The following is a 19,326-nucleotide window of genomic DNA, read 5'->3' as shown; positions in this document are numbered from 1 at the left end:
GTCACGCCAACTCTACGGTGGGCCGCGGGGGATGACGCCGACCGCGCTCCCCGCTCCGACACCCCTGCACCGTCACCGACTCCGAGGAGGAGCCGTGCTCCGCCATGCCCTCAAGCGGGATGCCACCGGTCCCGCCACCGATCCGGCCGCCGCGGCGCCCGCCGCCCTCACCCGGCCGGCGCTGCTCGCCCTGTGCGCCTGCGTGCTCGTCGCCCAGGCCATGGTCGCGGCCGTCAACCTGCTGCTCCCGCAGCTCGCCGCCTCAACCCTGCACCCGACCCCCGGCCAGCTGGTCTGGGCGGTCGACGCCTACGTGATCGTCTTCGCCGCGCTGCTGATCCCGGCCGGCGCCCTCGGCGACCGGTACGGCCGCAAGGGCGGCCTGCTGACCGGGCTCGCCCTGTTCGCCGCGGGCGGCGCGGTCAGCGCGCTCGCCACGGCCCCGGCGGTCCTCATCGCCGGGCGCGGGCTGTGCGGGGCCGGAGCGGCCCTGATCATGCCCGCCACCATGTCCGTCCTGATCCACCTGACGCCGCCCGAGCGGCGCGGCCAGGCCCTCGCCACCTGGACGCTGTCCGCCGGCCTCGGGGGCCTGGCGGGCAACGTCGGGGGCGGTCTGGCCGGGGAGTTCCTGACCTGGCGGGCCCTGTTCTGGGCCGTCGTCCCGCTCGGCGCGCTGCTGGCGCTCGCGGTCGCCCGTACGGTACCCCGTACCCCCGCCCGGTCCGACGCCTCCGTCGACCCATTGGGCGCGCTGCTGCTGGCCGGGGCGCTGCTCGCGGTCGTCTACGGGATCATCGAGGGGCCCTCGTACGGCTGGACCTCCGCGGCGGTGCTGATCGCCTTCGCCGCCGGCGCCGGGCTGCTCGCGGCCTTCACCGGCCACGCGCTGCGCGCCGCCCACCCGCTGCTGGACCCGCGGATCTTCGCCTCGCGGAGGCTGCGGGCCGGCTCGCTCGGCATCGGCGCCGCCTTCTTCGGGCTCTTCTCCCTCTTCTTCGTCAACGCCCAGTACCTCCAGTACGCGAAGGGCTTCTCGCCCGCGCTCACCGGTCTGGCGATCGTCCCGCTGACCGTCGGCATGGCGCTCGTGCCGAAGCTGGGAGCCCGGCTGGCGGAGCGGACGGGCCCGCGGCTGCCGGTCGGCGCCGGGCTGGGCCTGATCGGGGCCGGGCTGCTGCTGGTCTCCACCGTCGACGCGGACACCCCGTACGCCCTGTACGCCTGCTACCTGCTCGTGCTGTCGGTCGGGACCGGCCTGTGCGCGCCCTCGCTGACGCTGACCGTGGTCGCCGAGCTGCCCGCGCACCAGGCGGGGCTCGGCTCCGGGCTGAACACCGCGGCCCGGGAGATCGGGGCCGCGCTGGGGGTGGCGGTGGTCGGTACGGTGCTGGCCTCCCGGTTCCACGGCGATCCGCGGGACGCGGCGCAGATCGGCGCCTTCACGGACGCGATGGGGGTGGCGCTGCGCACGGCGGCCTCGGCGCTGCTGCTGGCGGCGCTCGCGGTCGTGGCCGGCTACCGCAAGGGCGCCGGAGCCCGCCCGCGCCGGGATGCAGCGTCCGGCGCCCGGGGCGCATGCTGACTGTGTGACGGCGAGACCGGACAGCGGCCCCGCCACCGACGCCATGGCCCGGGTGCTCGCGCGGACCTGCGTCGATGCGGTGCAGGCCGTCGGCGGGTTTGCGGGCGGCATCTACCTGCGCTCGGGAGCCGAGGGACCACTGCTGCTGGCCGTGGTCTCGGGGCTGCCCGGGCGGCTTTTCCGGCCCTGGTGGCGTATGCACGTGAACCGCCCGTACCCGGTCGCCGAGGCCTACCGCTCCGGCCAGTCGGTGCACCTGCCCGACGCGGAGGTGTCCATGCGGCGCTTCCCGCAGCTGATGGCCGGGCTGCCGTTCCCCTTCGGTTCGCTGTACGAGCCGGTCATGGCCGGGCCGGAGCGGTTCGGGGTGCTGTTCGTCCTGCGTCCCGCCACCCCCGGGGTCCCGGTCGACGCCGCCGACCGCGAGCGGCTGCGGACCGCCGCGGACGGGCTGGCCGAGGAGCTCGCCGCGCGGGCCGGGGCCGGGGAGCCGGTGTCCTGGACGGGCGATCCGGTGGGCGTACCGCCGCCGGACACCGCGCAGGGGGCCCGCGAGGCCCTGGAGCGGCTCACCCTCGCCGTGCTCTCCGTGGACCGCGAGGGCAGGATCCGCTACGTCAACCGCTCGGCCGCCGCCCTGCTGGGTCTGGGCGCGCCGGAGCTGCGCGGGCGGGTGCTGTGGCAGGCCGTGCCCTGGCTGGGGCAGCCCGCGTACGAGGACCACTTCCGCGGGGCGTTCATGTCCGGTGAGCCGGTGCGCTTCCCGGCCCGCCTCGGCCGGCAGCCGGACGCGGACTGGGTGGCGGTGGAGCTGTGCCCGGGCGCGGACGGGGTGACCGTGACGATCGACGCCGCCGAGCCGCCCGGCTACCCGCCGGGGTCGGCGGACCGGCCGGGAGCGGGCCCGGGTTCGGCGGCGGACCGGGCCTCGGCGCTGTACCGGCCGGTGTCCTTGGCGATCGCGCTGACGGAGGCGGTCACGGCCCGGCAGGTGTCCGCGGTGGTCACGCAGGAGCTGCTGCCCGCGTTCGGCGGCCGCCAGCTGGCGATCTACCTGCTCAACGAGCGGCATCTGCACCTGGCGTGGGAGACGGGTTTCCCGCAGGGCTTCCTGGACCGCTTCGACGGGGTCGCGCTCGACGTGCGGCTGCCGGGCGTGGAGACGCTGACCACGGGCCGGCCGATGTTCTTCGAATCGATGGAGCACCTGGCGAGCGCCTATCCGGGGATCCCGCTGGACGCCCACGTCGGGGCCCGCGCCTTCCTGCCGCTGATAGCCTCGGGCCGACCGGTGGGCTCCTGCATCCTCGGATTCGACGCGCCGCGCGGGTTCAGCCCGGAGGAGCGCACCGTGCTCACCGCGCTGGCCGGGCTGATCGCGCAGGCGCTGGAGCGGGCGCAGCGCTACGACACCGAGGCGGCGCTGGCCCGCGGGCTGCAGGCGGCGCTGCTGCCGCACCGGCTGCCGGTGCGCGAGAACGTGGAGACGGTCGGCCGGTACCTGCCGGGCACGCAGGGCATGGACGTGGGCGGCGACTGGTACGACGTGGTCGAGACGGCCGACGGCCTGCTCGCGCTGGTGATCGGGGACGTGCAGGGCCACGGGGTGGCGGCCGCCGCGACGATGGGCCAACTGCGCAGCGCCGTACGGGCCTTCACGATCGGCGGCGGTGCGCCGGACGAGGTCGTGGCGGGCACCAACCGGCTGCTGATCGGTCTGGACCCCGGCCAGTTCGCCAGCTGCTGCTACGTGCTGCTCGATCCGGTCTCCGGCCGGGCGCGGGCCGTCCGGGCCGGGCACCCGCAGCCGCTGCTGCGGCACGCGGACGGGCGGGCCGAGGTGCTGGACCTGCCGGGCGGGGTGGTGCTCGGCATCGACGCCGGCGCCACGTACCCGGTGACCGAGCTGCGGCTGGCGCCGGGCGCGGTGCTCGCCCTGTACACGGACGGGCTGGTGGAGGAAGCCGGCGTGGACATCGACCTGGGCGTGGAGCGGCTGCGGGCGGCGCTGGCCGCGGCCCCGCCCTCGCCGCTGACCGAGACGGCCGACCTGCTGATCGGCTCCGCCGGGGGCTCCGCGGACCGGCCGGACGACATCGCCCTGCTGCTGGCCTCGCGCACGGGCGGCCGAGGAGCCGCTCCGTAGACCTGACGCCCCCGCAGGTGCCCACTTCGTGGGCAGGTGGTGTCGCGGGGGGCACATGTCGGCAAAGCGGAAGAAAATTTGCCCGCGCCCCGCTGCGGTTCCCGCACCCGCACTCCGTGCAGCGTTTACGCGGGCTTAACGCCGCCGTCGGCCGGACGCAGCGGTACGGGGCGACGGAATCCGCAGGGGAACCGCTATTGACCTGCGAATCCCGCAGGGATTCGATGTCGGCCCGGGAGCCACCGAACCACCTTGCTCACCACCGCCTCGGAGGCGATACCGCTCCCGCACCTCAGTTCACCGCACCAGCCGATCGGAACCCCGCACCGATGTCTGAAACGATCAGCGCCCCTCAGGCCCTCGCCCCCGCCACCGGGCCCGTCCCCCAGAAGCTCAAGCGTTCCATCGGCGTCGTCGGCGGCACACTGCTGACGCTCTCGTGTGTGACGCCCGCTTCGACCCTGTTCGTCGTCGTTCCCGACCTGTTCTCCAGCCTCGGCACGTGGACCGCCCTCACGATCGCCATCGGCTCGCTGCTCTGCATCGGCGTCGCGTTCTGCTACTCGGAGCTCGGCACCCTGATCCCCAGCGCCGGCGGCGAGTACGCGATGGTGTCGACCATGGCGGGCCGGCTGGCCGGCTGGCTGGTGTTCGTCCTCTCCCTGCTGGTCGTGATGATCGTGCCGCCGGTGATCGCCATGGGCACGGCCGACTACCTGGCGCCGATCGTGCACATACCGGCCCCGGTCGCGGGCGGCGCCGTGATGCTGCTCGCCACCCTGGCCGGCCTGCTCGACCTGCGGGCCAACGCCTGGATCACCGGCATCTTCCTGGTGCTGGAGGTCGTCGCCGCCGCGCTGGTCGCCGTACTGGGCTTCGCGCACAGCGAGCGCGGCGCCGACGCGCTGGTGCACGGCACGGTGGCCGCCGAGGGCGGCGGCACCTCCACGGTGACCGCGATGATGGTGGTCTCCGGGCTCGCCATCGCCCTGTTCATCACGCAGGGCTTCTCGACCGCCGTCTACCTGTCGGAGGAGCTGGAGAACCCGCGGCGCAACGTCGCCCGTACGGTCCTCGCGACCCTCGCCATCTCCACGGCCGTCATCCTGATCCCGGTCATCGCCATCACCGTCGGCGCCCCCGACCTGTCCGCGCTGACCGAGGGCGACCTCGGCGGGATGGTCACCGCCTGGTCCAACTCGGCCGTCGGCACCTTCGTCAGCCTCTGCGTCGCCCTCGCCATCATCAACGCGGGCATCGTCATGGTGATCCAGAACTCGCGCGTGCTGTTCGCCTCCGCCCGCGACAAGGCCTGGCCCGAGCCGGTCAACCACGCGCTGTCGAAGCTGGGCCGCTTCGGCTCCCCGTGGGTGGCCACCCTCCTGGTCGGCGTCCCGGGCGCGGCCCTGTGCTTCGTCAACCTCGACACCCTGTACGGGGTCACCGGCGTCTCGGTGACCGGCATGTACCTGCTGGTCGCGGTGGCCGCGCTGTTCGCCCGGCGCGGGGCGCACCGCGAGGTGGGCGCGTGGCGGATGCCGCTGTGGCCGGGCGTGCCGATCGCGCTGATCGCCGTACTCGCGTACATCCTCAAGCAGCAGGAGACCCAGTACCTGCTGTGGACCGGCGGGATCGTGGCCGTGGCCACGCTGTACTGGGCTCTGTACCTGCGACCGCGTCAGGAGACCCGCTGGCTGGTCAGCATCCCCGAGGACGACGAGCCGGCCGCCGTCTGATCCTCCCGCGGACGATGGGCGGGGCCGTACGGGTTCAGCTCCCGCGGGCCCCGTCCGTCGTGATGACGGCCTTGCCGAAGGGAGCGTCCGCCCCGTACTCGCGCCAGGCCCGGGGCGCCTCCTCGTCAGCAGGGCGACCTGCCCGTAGGGGGCGCCCGCCCTGCGGTCCGTCCTGGCCGGGCACCTGCCGTACCCGGCGGTGGTCGCCGGCCGCGCGGCGAACTGGTCCTGGCCAACGCCGCGTTCGGGGTGCTGACCGAGGGCGCGGCCGCGCGTCTGCTCGCGCCGCCGGTCAACGTGCTGCGGCTCGCGCTGCACCCCGAGGGCACGGCGCCGCGCGTGGCGAACGAGTTGACCGCCTACCTGCCCGCGGCAGGCCCGCCGGGCCCTGGCCACCTGGGCTTCACGGTGCCCCTGCGGCTGCGGACGGACGGGGGCGAACTGCGGCTGCTGGTCAGACGGTGGGGGGCGGGGCGTGCGTACGGCCCAGGGTGATGGCCGTGTTCACCAGGCCTACGTGGCTGAACGCCTGCGGGAAGTTGCCGAGTTGGCGGCCGGTCACCGGATCGTACTCCTCGGCGAGCAGCCCCACGTCGTTGCGTACGGCCAGCAGCCGCTCGAACAGCTCCCGCGCCTCCTTGTCCCGCCCCGTCATGTGCAGGGCGTCGGCCAGCCAGAACGAGCAGGCCAGGAAGGCCCCTTCGTCGCCGGGCAGCCCGTCCACGGAGGGCCCCTCGGTGCTGTAGCGGCGGACCAGACCGCTGCTGCCCAGCTCGGCCCGGACCGCGTCGACCGTGCCGATCACGCGCGGGTCGTCGGGAGGCAGGAACCCGACCCGTGGGATGAGCAGGGTGGCCGCGTCGAGCTCACGGGAGCCGTAGTACTGCGTGAAGGTGCCGCGCACCGGGTCGAAGCCGTTCTCGATCACGTCCCGGTGGACCTCGTCGCGCATGGTCCGCCACCGCTCGACGTCGCCCAGCAGCGAGGGATCGCTCTCCATCGTGCGGACGGCCCGGTCCGCGGCGACCCAGGCCATGACCTTGGAGTGCACGAAGTGGCGGCGCGGACCGCGCACCTCCCACAGGCCCTCGTCGGGCCTGCGCCAGTTGCGCTCCAGGAAGTCCAGGAGCGCGAGCTGGATCCGCCAGGCGTGCCGCTCCGCGGGCAGGCCGTTGGACCTGGCCAGGTAGAGGGAGTCGAGGACCTCCCCGTACACGTCGAGCTGGAGCTGGTCCACGGCCGCGTTGCCGACCCGGACCGGAGCGGAGGAGGCGTAGCCGCGCAGCCACGGCAGGTCGGACTCGGGGATCCGCCGCTCGCCGCCGATGCCGTACATGATCTGGAGGTCGGCGGGGTCGCCGGCGATCGCGCGCAGCAGCCAGGAGCGCCAGGCGCGGGCCTCGTCCAGGAAGCCCGTCTCCAGGAGGGAGCCGAGGGTCAGGGTGGAGTCGCGCAGCCAGCAGTAGCGGTAGTCCCAGTTGCGGACGCCGCCGATCTCCTCGGGCAGGGAGGTCGTGGCGGCGGCCGCGATGCCGCCGGTCGGGGCGTAGGTGAGGGCCTTGAGGGTGATCAGGGAGCGGGTGACGGCCTCCAGGTAGGGGCCCTCGTAGGTGCACTGGGCGGACCAGTCCCGCCAGTCGGCCAGGCTCGTCAGCAGCGCCTCGTACGGGTCGACGGGCTCGGGGCGCGGTTCGTGCGAGGCGTGCCAGGTGAGGACGAAGGCGACCCGCTCGCCGGCGGCGAGGCTGAACTCCGAGCAGGTGCTGTTGGCCTCGCCCCAGGTGGGCACGGCCGGTTCGCTGCGGAACCACGCGGAGTCGGGTCCGGCGACGGCGACCCGCTCGCCGTCGACCCGCCGCACCCAGGGGACGACGTGCCCGTAGTCGAAGCGCAGGCGCAGCACGCTGCGTACGGCGACCTCGCCGGCCAGGCACTCGACGATGCGCATCACGTCGGGGGCGTCGTCGCGCTGCGGCATGAAGTCGACGACCTTGAACGAACCGCCGTCCGGGGTGTCCCAGTACGACTCCAGGACCAGTGAGCCGTCGACGTAGGCGCGGCGGGTGCACTGCGCGTCATCGGGGGCCCCGGCGGGGGAGATCCGCCAGTGGCCGTTCTCCTTGTCGCCGAGGAGCGCCGCGAAGCAGGCGGGCGAGTCGAAGCGGGGCAGGCACAGCCAGTCGATGGACCCGTCGCGGCCGACGAGCCCGCTGGTCATGAGGTCGCCGATGAGTGCGTAGTCTTCGATGGGTTGTGTCATTTGTGCGCTGTTCCCTCGAATGCCCGGGCCCAATCAATCCGGGGCCCGGACACCCTCGGGAGCACGATCCGAGCGCGAGGATCAGTTGCGTACGAGGAGCAGCGCGCCCGCGATGACCACGGCGAGGGCGACGGCGAGGAGGCCGTGCGCCAGGCGGTGGCCGCGCACGACGGGCAGGAAGCGGTCGGCCGCGTACTTGCCGGGGCCGGTCAGGGCGACGGCGGCCGCAGCGACGGTCAGGAGCAGCTCGTACTCGATGCCCTTCGGGGCGAAGAACGCCCCGGCGCCGTGCACGGCGATCGCGTTGATCATGGTGCCGACGACGGCGGCCCCGGCGAGCGGGGTGAGCAGTCCGAGGACGAGGCCGAGGCCGCCGAGGGTCTCGGTGAGGCCGGCGACGACGGCCATGGCGTCGCCGGCCGGGTACCCGCTGGCGGTGAAGAACTGGCCGGTGCCGCTGAGGCCGCCGCCGCCGAACCAGCCGAAGAGCTTCTGGGTGCCGTGGCCGGCCATGGTGAGTCCGAGGACGACGCGCAGGAGGAGCAGGCCTGCGTCGTGGGCGGAGGTGGAGAAGGCGGGCGGAACGGCCGGTGCGGCCGCGGCCTGCGGCTTGCTCGTCGTGACGGAGGGGCTGGTCATGAGGGGGGATCCTTCCGGTCGGGCGGTCCGGGTGGGGACGGAGTTGCGGTGGAGCAGGATGGTGCACGAGTTGTTCAAATTCGAACCGCCAGCCCCGACCCTAACGAGTGATTCAAATTGGAACAACCCGTGTAGGCTGGGCCCATGGCTGAAACGAGATGGCTGGACGAGCGCGAGATGCGCGCCTGGAGCGGCTTCCTGGCCGCCTCCGCCCTGGTGAACCGCCGCCTCGACCAGCAGCTCAAGGACGACTCCGGCCTCTCCCACCCGCAGTACGAGATCCTCGTACGGCTCTCCGCCGCTCCGGACGGCGAGCTGCGGATGACGGAACTGGCCAATGGCCTGATCAATTCGAAGAGCGGTCTGACCTACCAGGTCACCCAGCTGGAGAAGGCGGGGCTGGTCCGCCGCCGCAGCTGCCCCTCCGACGTGCGCGGGGTCTTCGCCGTCCTCACGGACGCCGGCCGGGCCCGTCTGGAGGAGGCCGCGCCGGGGCACGTGGCCATGGTCCGGGAGGCACTCATCGACGTGCTGACCCCCGCGCAGCTCGAAGCACTCGCCGACGGGCTCGGCGAGGTGAGCCGCCGGCTGCGCGAGCACGGCGGATAGCCTGGGTCGGGTGACGGGGCCGAACGGGGTATAGGGGTGGCATGGACGCAAAGGTCTGGCTGACGATCGCCGCGCTCGTCGCCCTCGGGCTGGCGATCGCGGCCGGCGTGCTCCTCGTACGGGTCTTCGCGGCCCGGCGGCTGCTGCTCGACGCCGGGATCCCGCTGCGCGACAAGGCGCTGTTCTGGGTCGCGGTGATCTACACCGTCTCTCCGGTGGACCTCATCCCGGACCCGGTCTACCTCGACGACATCGGCGTACTGCTGCTGGCGCTGCGCTCCCTGCACGCGGCGGCCTCGGCGGTGCGGCCGGGCGGGGCCGGGGTCTCGAAGCCCGCCGCGGCGAAGGAACCGGATCCCGCGTAGCGTCGGCCCGCCTCCGCCGACCATCCGGCCTCCCCCGGCGCCCCAGCGGCGACCCGGCTCAGCCCACGCCGCGCGGGCGGTACTGGATGCTGATGCGGGGGCCGACGGCGCGGCGGGACTTGGGGATCGCGTGCTCCATCGTCCGCTGGCAGGAGCCGCCCATCACGACCAGGTCGCCGTGGCCCAGGGGCAGGCGCAGCAGGGTGGCGCCGCCGTCGCGGGGGCGCAGGACGAGATCGCGGGGGTCGCCGACCGAGAGGATCGCGACCATCGTGTCCTCGGTGGCGGACCGGCCGATGCGGTCCCCGTGCCAGGCGACGCTGTCGCGGCCGTCGCGGTAGAGGCACAGCCCGGCGGTGGCGAAGGGTTCCCCGAGTTCGGCGGCGTAGTGGCGGGTCAGCGCGTCCCTGGCCTCCGTGAGGACGGGGTGCGGCAGCGGCTCGCCCTCACCGTAGAAGGCGAGCAGGCGCGGCACGTCGACCTCGCGTTCGTACATCTGGCGGCGCTCGGCCCGCCACGGCACGTCCTCGGCGAGGCGCTCGAACAGCGTGTCGGCGCCCGAGAGCCAGCCGGGCAGGTGATCGACCCAGGCGCCCGCACCGAGCGCGGTGCGGCGCAGCCCCGGGAGCGGGCCGAGGCGGATCTCGTCGCCCTGGTCGAAGAGGGAGCCCTGGAGGCCGGGGATCGTACGCACGGAACCATCATATCGCGCCACTCGAACATTCGAGCGATTTACTGTCCCAGGGCGGCCGCGCCCCGGAAATCCGGGCGTCAAGGTATCGCTAGGGAGCCGTTAAGGAGCCGTCAAGACCGGTCGGGGCCGCGAGCCGGGGCCACCCTGCGCGCAGAGGCGCGAAGCCGTACGTCTGCGCAGGTGAGAGGGGGGTTCCGGGGTGAAACGCGGGCCTGTCCCCCACCGGAGCAGTCCCCCGGGCGGCGCCGTAGGGGGCCCGTCAGGACGAGAGCGCGTGCGTGCACGAATGATCGGGTTCCGTACGCTTGCCCAGCCGTCGCACCGATGGCCGGATCCAAGCTGTACGAAGGAGCACTCGCGATGGCCACCCCCGCCCGGCCGAGCCGCCTCAGGGCCTGGCTCCTGGAAGGCCTGACCGACCAGACGCGACACCGGTCGGGCCACGGGTCGCCGGAGGCGCCCGACGGGAGCGCAGCGGCCGCGGCCGCCGACCCCGGGCGGCCGTGGTGGCGCGTGATGTGTCTGACCGGTCTCGACTACTTCTCCACCCTCGGCTACCAGCCGGGCATCGCGGCGCTCGCCGCCGGCCTGCTGTCGCCGCTGGCCACGGTCGTGCTCGTGGTGCTCACCCTGCTGGGGGCGCTGCCCGTCTACCGCCGCGTCGCGGAGGAGAGCCCGCACGGCGAGGGCTCCATCGCCATGCTGGAGCGGCTGCTGTCGTTCTGGAAGGGCAAGCTCTTCGTCCTGACCCTGCTGGGCTTCGCGGCCACCGACTTCCTGATCACGATCACCCTGTCGGCGGCCGACGCGACCGCGCACCTGGTGGAGAACCCGCATCTGACCAGCATGCTCAACGGCCACCAGGTGCTGATCACCCTGATCCTGATCGCCCTGCTGGGCGGTGTCTTCCTCAAGGGGTTCAGCGAGGCCATCGGGGTGGCCGTGGTCCTGGTCTTCTCGTACCTCGCGCTCAACGTCGTCGTCATCGCGGTCGGCCTGTGGCAGGTCATCAGCGAGCCGCACGTCGTCACCGACTGGAAACAGGCACTGGTCACCGAACACGGCAACGTGTTCATGATGATCGCCATCGCCCTCGTCGTGTTCCCGAAGCTCGCCCTCGGCCTGTCCGGCTTCGAGACCGGCGTCGCCGTCATGCCGCACGTCCAGGGCTCCCCCGACGACACCGACGAGAAGCCAGCGGGCCGGATCCGGGGCACGAAGAAGCTGCTGACCACGGCCGCCGTGATCATGAGCGTCTTCCTGATCACCAGCAGCTTCGTCACCACCCTGCTGATCCCCGCCGACGCCTTCCAGCCCGGCGGCGAGGCCAACGGCCGCGCCCTCGCCTACCTGGCCCACGAATACCTCGGCTCCGCGTTCGGCACCGTCTACGACATCTCGACCATCCTCATCCTGTGGTTCGCGGGGTCCTCGGCCATGGCCGGCCTGCTCAACCTGATGCCCCGCTACCTGCCCCGCTACGGCATGGCCCCGCACTGGGCGCGGGCCCTGCGGCCGATGGTCATCGTGTTCACCCTGATCGCGTTCCTGGTGACCTGGATCTTCGACGCGGACGTGGACGCGCAGGGCGGCGCGTACGCCACGGGCGTGCTCGTCCTGATCACCTCCGCGGCCGTCGCCGTGACCATCGCGGCCCGCCGGGCCGGGGAGCGCGGCTGGACGATCGGCTTCGGTCTGATCTCCGCGGTCTTCGTCTACACCACCGCCGTCAACGTCGCCGAGCGTCCCGACGGCGTGAAGATCGGTGCCTGCTTCATCGCCGGCATCATGGCCCTCTCCCTCCTCTCCCGCCTCGCCCGCGTCTTCGAGCTGCGCGTCACGCACATCGAGTTCGACGACATGGCGCAGCGGTTCGTCCGCGACACCGCCAACCGCACGATCCGGTTCATCGCCAACGAGCCCGACAACCGGGACTTCGAGGAGTACCGGACGAAGAAGGCGCAGATCCGCGCCGACAACGACATCCCGGCCGGCGACGACGTCATGTTCGTCGAGGTCACCGTCCTGGACGCGTCGGAGTTCGAATCCGGCATGCGGGTGCGCGGCGAGGTCCTGCACGGCCGCTACCGCGTCCTGACCCTGGAGAGCTCCAGCATCCCCAACGCGCTGGCCGCCCTCCTCCTCCACGTACGGGACGAGACCGGGCAACGCCCCCACATCTACTTCGAGTGGACCGAGGGCAACCCGATGGCCAACTTCTTCCGCTTCTTCCTCTTCGGCCAGGGCGAGGTCGCCCCCGTCACCCGCGAGGTCATCCGCGCGGCCGAGCCCGACCGGGACCGCCGCCCCCACGTCCACGCCGGCTGACCGCCGCGTCAGCGACCCGTCATGGTTCGCGCTCTCCCCGTCAGGAAGCCGTCAGCGGGCCCCCGCATCCGCCTGCCGGGCGCTTGCATGGGATCCGGCAGCGAACCGGACGAGGGGTGGACGCGGTGGGGCACAGAGTCGTGGTCGGTGTGAGCGGGAGCCCCGGAAGCCTGACGGCCCTGCACCGGGCCGCCGCCGAGGCCCGGGTGCGCGGCGCGCAGCTGTGGGTGGTCCTGGCCTGGCAGGCGCCGGGCGGCGACCTGGGCAGCCGCGGTCCGGGCGGGGTCCCGATGCTGGCCGCGGTCAAGGCGGCGGCCGTGGAGCGGCTGCGGCTCGCCCTGGACACCGCGTTCGGCCCGGCCGGCCCGGGCGTGACCCTCGCGGGCCATGCCGTACGGGCCACGGCCGGCGCGGCCCTCGTCGACGCGGTGAGCGGCCCCGAGGACCTGCTGGTCGTGGGGACGGGCGCGCGGGGCGCCGTACGCCGCCTGCTGCGGCCCTCGGTGGCCCGCCACTGCCTGGCGCACGCCCCCTGCCCCGTACTGACCGTGCCGCCGTCCCCGCTCCAGGCCGAACTCGACGCCGTCCACCGGCGCAACGTCTGGCGGCTGCCGCTGGACACCCGCGAACTTGCCGAATGACAGTGGCCCGCCCCGCCCCGGACCCGTCGTGAAGCGGTCGGTCACTCCCCCGGCCAGGGTGCGAGCCCCCACTGCAGCGTGTGCCGGGCCCCCGGTTCGAGACCCACGCGCGCGGCGTCGCGGCGGAAGGCGTCGGGGCCGCAGCTCATGGGCTCCACGGCGACGCTCCGGCGCCGGTGCGGTCCGGGCAGGGTGTCCCCGGTGAACACCTGCACGAAGTCCGCCCCCTCGCCGAGCCACAGGTCGGTGCCGTACGCACCGGACGGCTCGGCGAGGCGTACGACGGCCCTGCCGTCCGCTTCCCGCCGCAGGTCCGTGAAGGCCGTGTCCAGATGCAGCGGACCGATGGGCCGCGGCGCGGAGAAGTCGAGGGGCGTCCCCGAGACCGGCTCGGACGCGACGGGCAGGCCGCGGTCGTCGGTGCGCAGCCAGGTCCGGGCGGGGACGGTCAACAGCATGTCGTCGACCGTGCGGGGCCCCACGGCGAGGTACGGGTGCTGGCCGACCCCGTACGGTGCCGGGGTGTCGCCGATGTTCCGCGCGGTGAGCGTGACCGTCATGCCGTGGCGGTCGAGCGCGTATTCGGCCCGGGCCACCAGGTGGAAGGGGTAGCCGGGTTGCGGCCAGAGCGTGGTCGCCAGCACCACCCGGCGCTCCGTCTGCTCCACCGGCTGCCACGACGTCCAGCGCAGCAGACCGTGGATGGCGTTGGCGTGTTCGACCTCGTTGAGCGGCAGCTGCGGCTCCCGCCCCTGCCAGCGGTACCGGCCGTCGCCGATCCGGTTGGGCCACGGCATCAGGAGCTGCCCGCGTCCGCCCTCGATCGGGTCGTCGGCTTCGAAACCGTCGACGACCGGGCGCTCGCCGACGGAGTAGTGGCGCAGGGCGCCGCCCAATTCCACGACGACGGCGGTCTGCGGACCACAGGTCAGCCGGAACTGAGCTCCCGTCCGATGCATGTCCGCCATCCTCGCCCGTGGCGGTCGGGGTCCGGGACCGCGCGCACCGGGTGCTTGAGCCGTTCGGTTCCGGAGAGCACTCCAACGGGTCAGTGGCCGTCGTGCCACCGGGCCGTGGCCGTGCCGCGGTGCTGTCGTGGTGGCGCGGATTTCGTGTCCCCGTCAGCACCCAGGGAGCGGTTCAGTGGAAGCCAGCAGCAGTGACCGTAGCCGAACGACCGCCGTCCCCCAGGTCCTCAAGGGGCAGAAGGCCCTGGTGACCGGGGCGAACTCCGGCATCGGCAAAGCCACCGCGATCGGCCTCGGACGGGCGGGCGCCGACGTCGTCGTGAACTACGTCTCCGGGCAGGACGCCGCGGAGGAGGTGGTGCGGGAGATCGAGGGCTTCGGGGTCCGCGCCTACGCGCACGAGGGTGACGTGTCGCAGGAGGACCAGGTGGTCGAGATGGTGGCCCGGATGGTCCGGGAGTTCGGGACCATCGACATCATGGTCGCCAACGCCGGTCTCCAGCGGGACGCCGCGGTCACCGACATGACCGTGGCCCAGTGGAGCAAGGTGCTGGACGTCAACCTCACCGGTCAGTTCCTGTGCGCCCGTGAGGCGACGAAGGAATTCCTGCGCCGCGGCGTCGTACCGGAGGTGTCCCGCTCCGCGGGGAAGATCATCTGCATGAGCTCGGTGCACCAGATCATCCCCTGGGCCGGGCACGTGAACTACGCCTCCTCCAAGGGCGGCGTACAGATGCTCATGGCCACGCTCGCGCAGGAACTCGCCCCGCACCGGATCCGGGTCAACGCCGTCGCTCCCGGAGCCATCCGCACGCCCATCAACCGCAGCGCCTGGGACACCCCCGAGGCCGAGGCGGACCTGCTGCGGCTCATCCCGTACCGCCGCGTCGGGGACCCCGAGGACATCGCGAACGCCGTGACCGTCCTCGCCTCCGACCTGCTCGACTACGTCGTGGGCACGACGATCTACGTGGACGGGGGCATGACCCTGTTCCCCGGGTTCGCCACCGGCGGCTGAGGCCCCCAGTCCTCCAGCCGTCCGGCACGAACTGCTAAGGCCCATATGAACAGCGCAATCGCGATCATGGCGGACACCCCTCCGCAACTGCTCCCCGCCCGCGAACTGATGGCCTTCACCCTGGCCTCCCACATCCTGCTCGTGCCCTTCGGCGTGGCTCTGCCGGCCATCACCCTCCTGATGCACTACCGCGGCCTGCGCAAGGGCGACCCGGTCGCCCTGCTGCTCGCGCGGCGCTGGTCGGCGGTCATGGCCGTGCAGTTCGCCATCGGCATCGTCACCGGGACCGTGCTCTCCTTCGAGTTCGGCCTGCTCTGGCCGGGCCTGATGGGCCGGTGGGGCGATGTCTTCGGCCTCGGGTTCGGGGTGGAGGCGTGGGCGTTCTTCCTGGAGGCGATCCTCATCGCCCTCTACCTCTACGGCTGGCGCAGGCTGAAGCCGTGGACGCACTTCTGGCTGGGGCTCCCCCTGCCGCTGACGGCGCTGCTGGGGGCGTTCGGCATCATCGCCGCAAACTCCTGGATGAACACGCCGCGCGGCTTCACGCTCGACGCGGGCGGAAATCCCGTCGACGTCAACGTCCGCAAGGCGATCTTCACGCCGATGTTCGGCCCCGAGTACTGGCACTTCGTGGCGGGCGTCGTCCTCACGGCGGGCTACGTCGTGGCCGGGGTGTACGCGGTCGGGTGGCTGCGCGGCCGGCGTGACCACTACCACCGGCTGGGCTTCACCGTCCCGTTCACCGTCGCCGCGATCCTCACCCCCGTGCAGTTCGTGCTCGGGGACTCCATCGCGCGGTCCGTCTTCCACAAGCAGCCGATCAAGTTCGCCGCGACTGAGATCGTCTGGAAGACCGACACCCACGTACCCGAGTACATGTTCGGGCGCCTGCACGCCGACGGAACGGTCACCGGCGGGCTCAAGATCCCCCAACTGGACTCGATCCTCGCCGGTTTCAGTCCGGACACCCAGGTGACGGGGCTGTCGTCGGTCCCCGCGAGCGACCGCCCGACGGCGACGCAGGCCACGATCGCCCACTGGGCGTTCGACATCATGGTGACGATCGGAAGCCTCCTCGTCCTGCTCGCGCTCTGGTACGGCTGGTGCTGGCTGCGCCGCCGCGACCTGCCGCGCTCACCGTGGTTCTTCCGGTGCGCCGCCGTGGCCGGGGCGGCCTGCCTGGTGACGGTGGAATGCGGCTGGATCACCACCGAGGTGGGGCGCCAGCCCTGGATCGTCTACGAGAACATGCGGGTGTCCGAAGCCGTCACGGACACCCGGGCGGCGTCGCTGTGGACGATGCTCGCCCTCGTCATCGTGGTCTACGTACTGATCTTCGCGACCTTCCTGGGCGTCCTGCTCAAGATGCGCACCCGCTGGCGGGCCGCCGACGAACAGCAGGGCGATGCCGAGGCCGCCGGCACGCCGGAAGGCGACACCCCCTACGGGCCGCGCCGGGCGACCGCCGCGGCCGCACCGGATCACGGCTCCGCACGCGGTGACGGAGGAGCGCGATGATCCAGGACGTCGTGGCGTGGGTGCTGCTGGCCGCGGTGGCCGCCTACGCGTGTGCGGGCGGGACCGACTACGGGGCGGGGTTCTGGGACCTCTTCGCGGGGGGCTCCGAACGGGGCAAGAGGCCCCGCTGGCTGATCGACCACGCGATGGAGCCCGTCTGGGAGACGAACAACGTCTGGCTCATCTTCGTCCTGGTGTTCATGTGGACGGGCTTTCCGGTCCTGTTCCAGACTGTCTTCACGGCCATGTGGCTCCCCCTGGCGCTCGCCGCCGTCGGGCTCGTCCTGCGCGGTGCGGGCTTCGCCCTGCGCAAGCCCATGACCCGCCTCGCGCGACGCAGGATCTACGGCGCCGCCTTCGCCGTGTCCTCCCTCCTGGTGCCCTTCTTCCTCGGGGCGGTCGTCGGCGGGCTGGCCACGGGCCGGGTCGCTCCGGGGACGGAGGCGTCCGCCGACGCGTGGTCCAACGGGACGTCCGTACTCGCCGGGCTGCTCACCGTCGCCGCGACCGCCTTCCTGGGCGCGGTGTTCCTCACCGCCGACGCCCGCCGCTTCGACGCCCCCGACCTCGTCCACTACTTCCGGCTGCGGGCCTGGTGCAGCCTCGGGGTCGTCGCCGTGCTGGCCGTCGTCGGCCTCGCCGTCACCCACCACGACGCGCGCTACGTCTACGACGGCCTCACCAGCGGCGCCGGCCTGGCCGTCGTCCTGGTGGCCGCCGCCTGCGCGGTGGCCACCGCCTGGCTGCTGTACCGCAGGGCCACCGGCTGGGCGAGGATCACGGCGGTCGGCAGCGTCGCCCTCGTCGTGATCGCCTGGGGGCTGGCCCAGCGCCCGTACCTCATCCCCACCTCGCTCACCGTGGACCAGGCGGCCGGAGCCCCGACGACCCTGCGCTGGCTGCTCCTGGTCACGGCCATCGCGATCGTGCTCGTCGGACCGCCGCTGGTCCTGCTCTACCGGCTGGACACCAGCGGCACCCTGCAACCCCTCGCCGAGAACGACCTGCGCCGCACGGCCGTGAACCGGGATCCGGCCAAGGAGCGGTGACGCCGCGCTCCTCGGCGCCCTCAGCCGCCCAGGAGTACGGCGACGTCCCCCGGCCGCGGCACCGGACCGCCGGTCCGGGTGACGGGCAGCAGCACCCCGTCGGCACGTACCAGGAACAGCAGGTGGTGCCCGGCGGGAACGGGCCCGTCGAGGCGGCGCGTGACGACGCGGGCGCCCCGCTCGTAGCGGCGCGAGAGCTCCGCCCCGGTCAGCGCGGGATCGAAGAGCACCTGGCCGCCGGTGTACGGGGCGACGACGCCCTGGGTGTCGGTCTCCGGCCCCAGGCGGTACACCGGGCCCTCCACGCTGCCCCGGAGGTTCATGGAGGCCAGGGCGTTGAAGTCGCTCTCGTCGGTCAGGAGCAGGACCCCGGTGAGGCCCTCCAGCTCGGCGCCCGAGCCGGTGGCCGCGGCGAACAGCTCCCCGGGGGCGAGTTCGAGCCCGGCGGCCCTGATCCGGTCCCGCTGCGCGTCGTGCCCCGCCCACATGACCACCTCCAGCCCGGCCGAACGCAGGGCCAGTCCGAGATCGACCACCCAGGGAGCACCGCCCACCAGCAGCGGCCGGGAGCGCGAGGAGCGCACGACGCCCAGCCGTTTCGCGACCGGCACGGCGGTGAGCCCGTAGAGCGTGACGGTCGCGACGATCACCACGAAGGTGGCGGGAAGGATCTTCGACGCGCCGCCCACGCCCTTGGCGGCCAGCGTGGCGGAGAACGTCGAGGCGGTGGCCGCGGCCACGATGCCGCGCGGCGCCATCCAGCCAAGGAATCCGCGCTCCCCGCGCGTCAGATCCGTACCGATCGAGGCGATGGCCGCCACGAGGGGTCTGGTCACCAGGACGAGGACCGCGACGAGAGCGAGCGTGGGCAGCACCACGTGGCGCAGCGACTGGGGGCTGACGGTGGCCGAGATGGAGATGAACAGGAGGCCGATGACCAGGTGCACCAGGGTCTCGAAGAACGGGTTGCGGGCGCCCGTCTCCGCGCCGGGCAGGTTCGCCACGGCCAGCCCCATCAGGACGGCGGCGATCATGCCCGTGTCGTCCCGGATCACGTTGCAGGCCGCCGCCACCCCGATCACGGCGGCCAGCTGGCCCGTGGTGCCCAGCACCGGCCCGGGCCGCAGCCTGCGCAGCAGCATGAGCACCACGGTCCCCACGGCGCCGCCGGCCAGGCCCACCGCGGCGCTGGCGGCGAACGCGACCACCTTGCCGCCGGGGCCGCTGCTGTTCCCGGCCACCACGCCGTGGAAGACGAGGGCGCCCAGGATGGCTCCCACCGGGTCGATGAGCGTGCCCTCCCAGATGAGGATGTGCTGGAGCCGTTCGGTGGGACGTACGAAATTCAGCAGCGGTCCGACGACGGTCGGGCCGGACACGATCAGGATGGTTCCGAGCATCACGGCCGCGCCGCCCGACATCCCCAGCAACACCGCGGCGAGCAGCGCCGCCGACCCGGCGGTGAGCAGCACGCCGAGCCAGAGCAGCCGCACCACCACCCGCCGGGTGTGCTCCCTGAACCGCTTGAGGTCCAGGCCGAGCCCGGCGTCGTAGAGGATCACCGCGACGGCCAGCGAGACCAGCGGCGAGAAGGCGGACCCGAGCAGTTTCTCGGGGTTCACGTCACCGGTCAGCGCGCCGGCGGCGAATCCCACCGGCAGCAGGACGATCAGCGCGGGGACGCGCAGCCGGCCCGCCAGCAGCTGGGAGCCCACGGCCAGGACGACGATCAGCGCGAGGCCCGTGAACACCTGGTCCTCCGACAGGGCG

Annotated in this window: 16 protein-coding genes; 11 read left to right on the top strand and 5 right to left on the bottom strand. The window is 73.1% G+C overall.

Going from position 1 to position 19,326, the window contains the following annotated elements; translation table 11 throughout:
- The first annotated feature begins 94 nt into the window (after positions 1-94).
- The 4 genes from CP980_RS29640 to CP980_RS29625 all read left to right on the top strand — a co-directional run bounded on the left by CP980_RS29640 (position 95) and on the right by CP980_RS29625 (position 5,962).
- A complete protein-coding gene (locus tag CP980_RS29640; RefSeq protein ID WP_373312859.1) occupies positions 95-1,585 on the top strand; it encodes an MFS transporter in 1,491 nt (496 codons plus the stop codon).
- 4 nt (positions 1,586-1,589) lie between these two features.
- On the top strand, positions 1,590-3,731 hold the full coding sequence (locus CP980_RS29635) for a GAF domain-containing SpoIIE family protein phosphatase (RefSeq protein ID WP_425281773.1): 2,142 nt from the start codon (positions 1,590-1,592) through the stop codon (positions 3,729-3,731).
- A 329-nt stretch (positions 3,732-4,060) separates the two neighbouring features.
- Complete coding sequence (locus CP980_RS29630; RefSeq protein WP_189998521.1) at positions 4,061-5,467, top strand: APC family permease; 1,407 nt, start codon at positions 4,061-4,063, stop codon at positions 5,465-5,467.
- Positions 5,468-5,716: 249 nt separating this feature from the next.
- On the top strand, positions 5,717-5,962 hold the full coding sequence (locus CP980_RS29625) for a hypothetical protein (RefSeq protein ID WP_229906988.1): 246 nt from the start codon (positions 5,717-5,719) through the stop codon (positions 5,960-5,962).
- Here the strand turns inward: CP980_RS29625 and CP980_RS29620 are convergent.
- Both CP980_RS29620 and CP980_RS29615 read right to left on the bottom strand, forming a co-directional pair.
- Complete coding sequence (locus CP980_RS29620; RefSeq protein ID WP_150529470.1) at positions 5,922-7,727, bottom strand: glycoside hydrolase family 15 protein; 1,806 nt, start codon at positions 7,725-7,727, stop codon at positions 5,922-5,924. The genes CP980_RS29625 and CP980_RS29620 overlap by 41 nt on opposite strands.
- An 81-nt stretch (positions 7,728-7,808) precedes the next feature.
- Positions 7,809-8,366, bottom strand: a complete 558-nt coding sequence (locus CP980_RS29615) for a DoxX family protein (protein ID WP_132758891.1) — start codon at positions 8,364-8,366, stop codon at positions 7,809-7,811.
- Positions 8,367-8,510: 144 nt separating this feature from the next.
- On the opposite strand from CP980_RS29615, the gene CP980_RS29610 reads away from it, so the two are divergent.
- Positions 8,511-8,975: a MarR family winged helix-turn-helix transcriptional regulator gene (locus CP980_RS29610; protein ID WP_099894117.1), complete on the top strand. Its 465-nt coding sequence runs from the start codon at positions 8,511-8,513 to the stop codon at positions 8,973-8,975.
- Between the two features lie 41 nt (positions 8,976-9,016).
- Positions 9,017-9,340 carry a YkvA family protein gene (locus CP980_RS29605; RefSeq protein WP_123515766.1) on the top strand — a complete coding sequence of 108 codons (324 nt, stop codon included), beginning with the start codon at positions 9,017-9,019 and terminating at the stop codon, positions 9,338-9,340.
- A 58-nt stretch (positions 9,341-9,398) separates the two neighbouring features.
- Here CP980_RS29605 and CP980_RS29600 read toward each other — a convergent pair whose 3' ends face one another.
- Entirely contained in the window at positions 9,399-10,034 is a 636-nt protein-coding gene (locus CP980_RS29600; RefSeq protein ID WP_189998519.1) for an alpha-ketoglutarate-dependent dioxygenase AlkB, read from the bottom strand.
- A 360-nt stretch (positions 10,035-10,394) separates the two neighbouring features.
- Here CP980_RS29600 and CP980_RS29595 point away from each other — a divergent pair, with 360 nt between their 5' ends.
- Together CP980_RS29595 and CP980_RS29590 are read left to right on the top strand one after the other, a co-directional pair.
- A complete protein-coding gene (locus CP980_RS29595; RefSeq protein WP_150529469.1) occupies positions 10,395-12,362 on the top strand; it encodes an APC family permease in 1,968 nt (655 codons plus the stop codon).
- Between the two features lie 125 nt (positions 12,363-12,487).
- Positions 12,488-13,003 carry a universal stress protein gene (locus tag CP980_RS29590; RefSeq protein ID WP_123517237.1) on the top strand — a complete coding sequence of 172 codons (516 nt, stop codon included), beginning with the start codon at positions 12,488-12,490 and terminating at the stop codon, positions 13,001-13,003.
- A gap of 41 nt (positions 13,004-13,044) precedes the next feature.
- Here CP980_RS29590 and CP980_RS29585 read toward each other — a convergent pair whose 3' ends face one another.
- A complete protein-coding gene (locus CP980_RS29585; protein ID WP_167535896.1) occupies positions 13,045-13,962 on the bottom strand; it encodes an aldose 1-epimerase family protein in 918 nt (305 codons plus the stop codon).
- A gap of 184 nt (positions 13,963-14,146) precedes the next feature.
- On the opposite strand from CP980_RS29585, the gene CP980_RS29580 reads away from it, so the two are divergent.
- From CP980_RS29580 to CP980_RS29570, 3 genes are read left to right on the top strand one after another with little or no spacing between them, the layout of a single operon-like run.
- On the top strand, positions 14,147-14,989 hold the full coding sequence (locus tag CP980_RS29580) for an SDR family oxidoreductase (RefSeq protein ID WP_132758887.1): 843 nt from the start codon (positions 14,147-14,149) through the stop codon (positions 14,987-14,989).
- A gap of 45 nt (positions 14,990-15,034) precedes the next feature.
- Complete coding sequence (locus CP980_RS29575) at positions 15,035-16,507, top strand: cytochrome ubiquinol oxidase subunit I (protein ID WP_150529467.1); 1,473 nt, start codon at positions 15,035-15,037, stop codon at positions 16,505-16,507.
- Positions 16,504-17,556: a cytochrome d ubiquinol oxidase subunit II gene (locus CP980_RS29570; RefSeq protein WP_150529466.1), complete on the top strand. Its 1,053-nt coding sequence runs from the start codon at positions 16,504-16,506 to the stop codon at positions 17,554-17,556. The genes CP980_RS29575 and CP980_RS29570 overlap by 4 nt, the downstream gene beginning before the upstream one ends.
- A 20-nt stretch (positions 17,557-17,576) precedes the next feature.
- On the opposite strand, the gene CP980_RS29565 is transcribed toward CP980_RS29570, so the two are convergent.
- Entirely contained in the window at positions 17,577-19,322 is a 1,746-nt protein-coding gene (locus tag CP980_RS29565) for a cation:proton antiporter (protein WP_132759019.1), read from the bottom strand.
- Positions 19,323-19,326: the final 4 nt, after the last annotated feature.

Origin of the sequence: Streptomyces vinaceus, from assembly GCF_008704935.1 — a bacterium.
GTDB lineage: Bacteria > Actinomycetota > Actinomycetes > Streptomycetales > Streptomycetaceae > Streptomyces > Streptomyces vinaceus.
The sequence above is the reverse complement of the archived record's forward strand: the minus strand, read 5'-3'. Positions and strand labels throughout refer to the sequence as shown.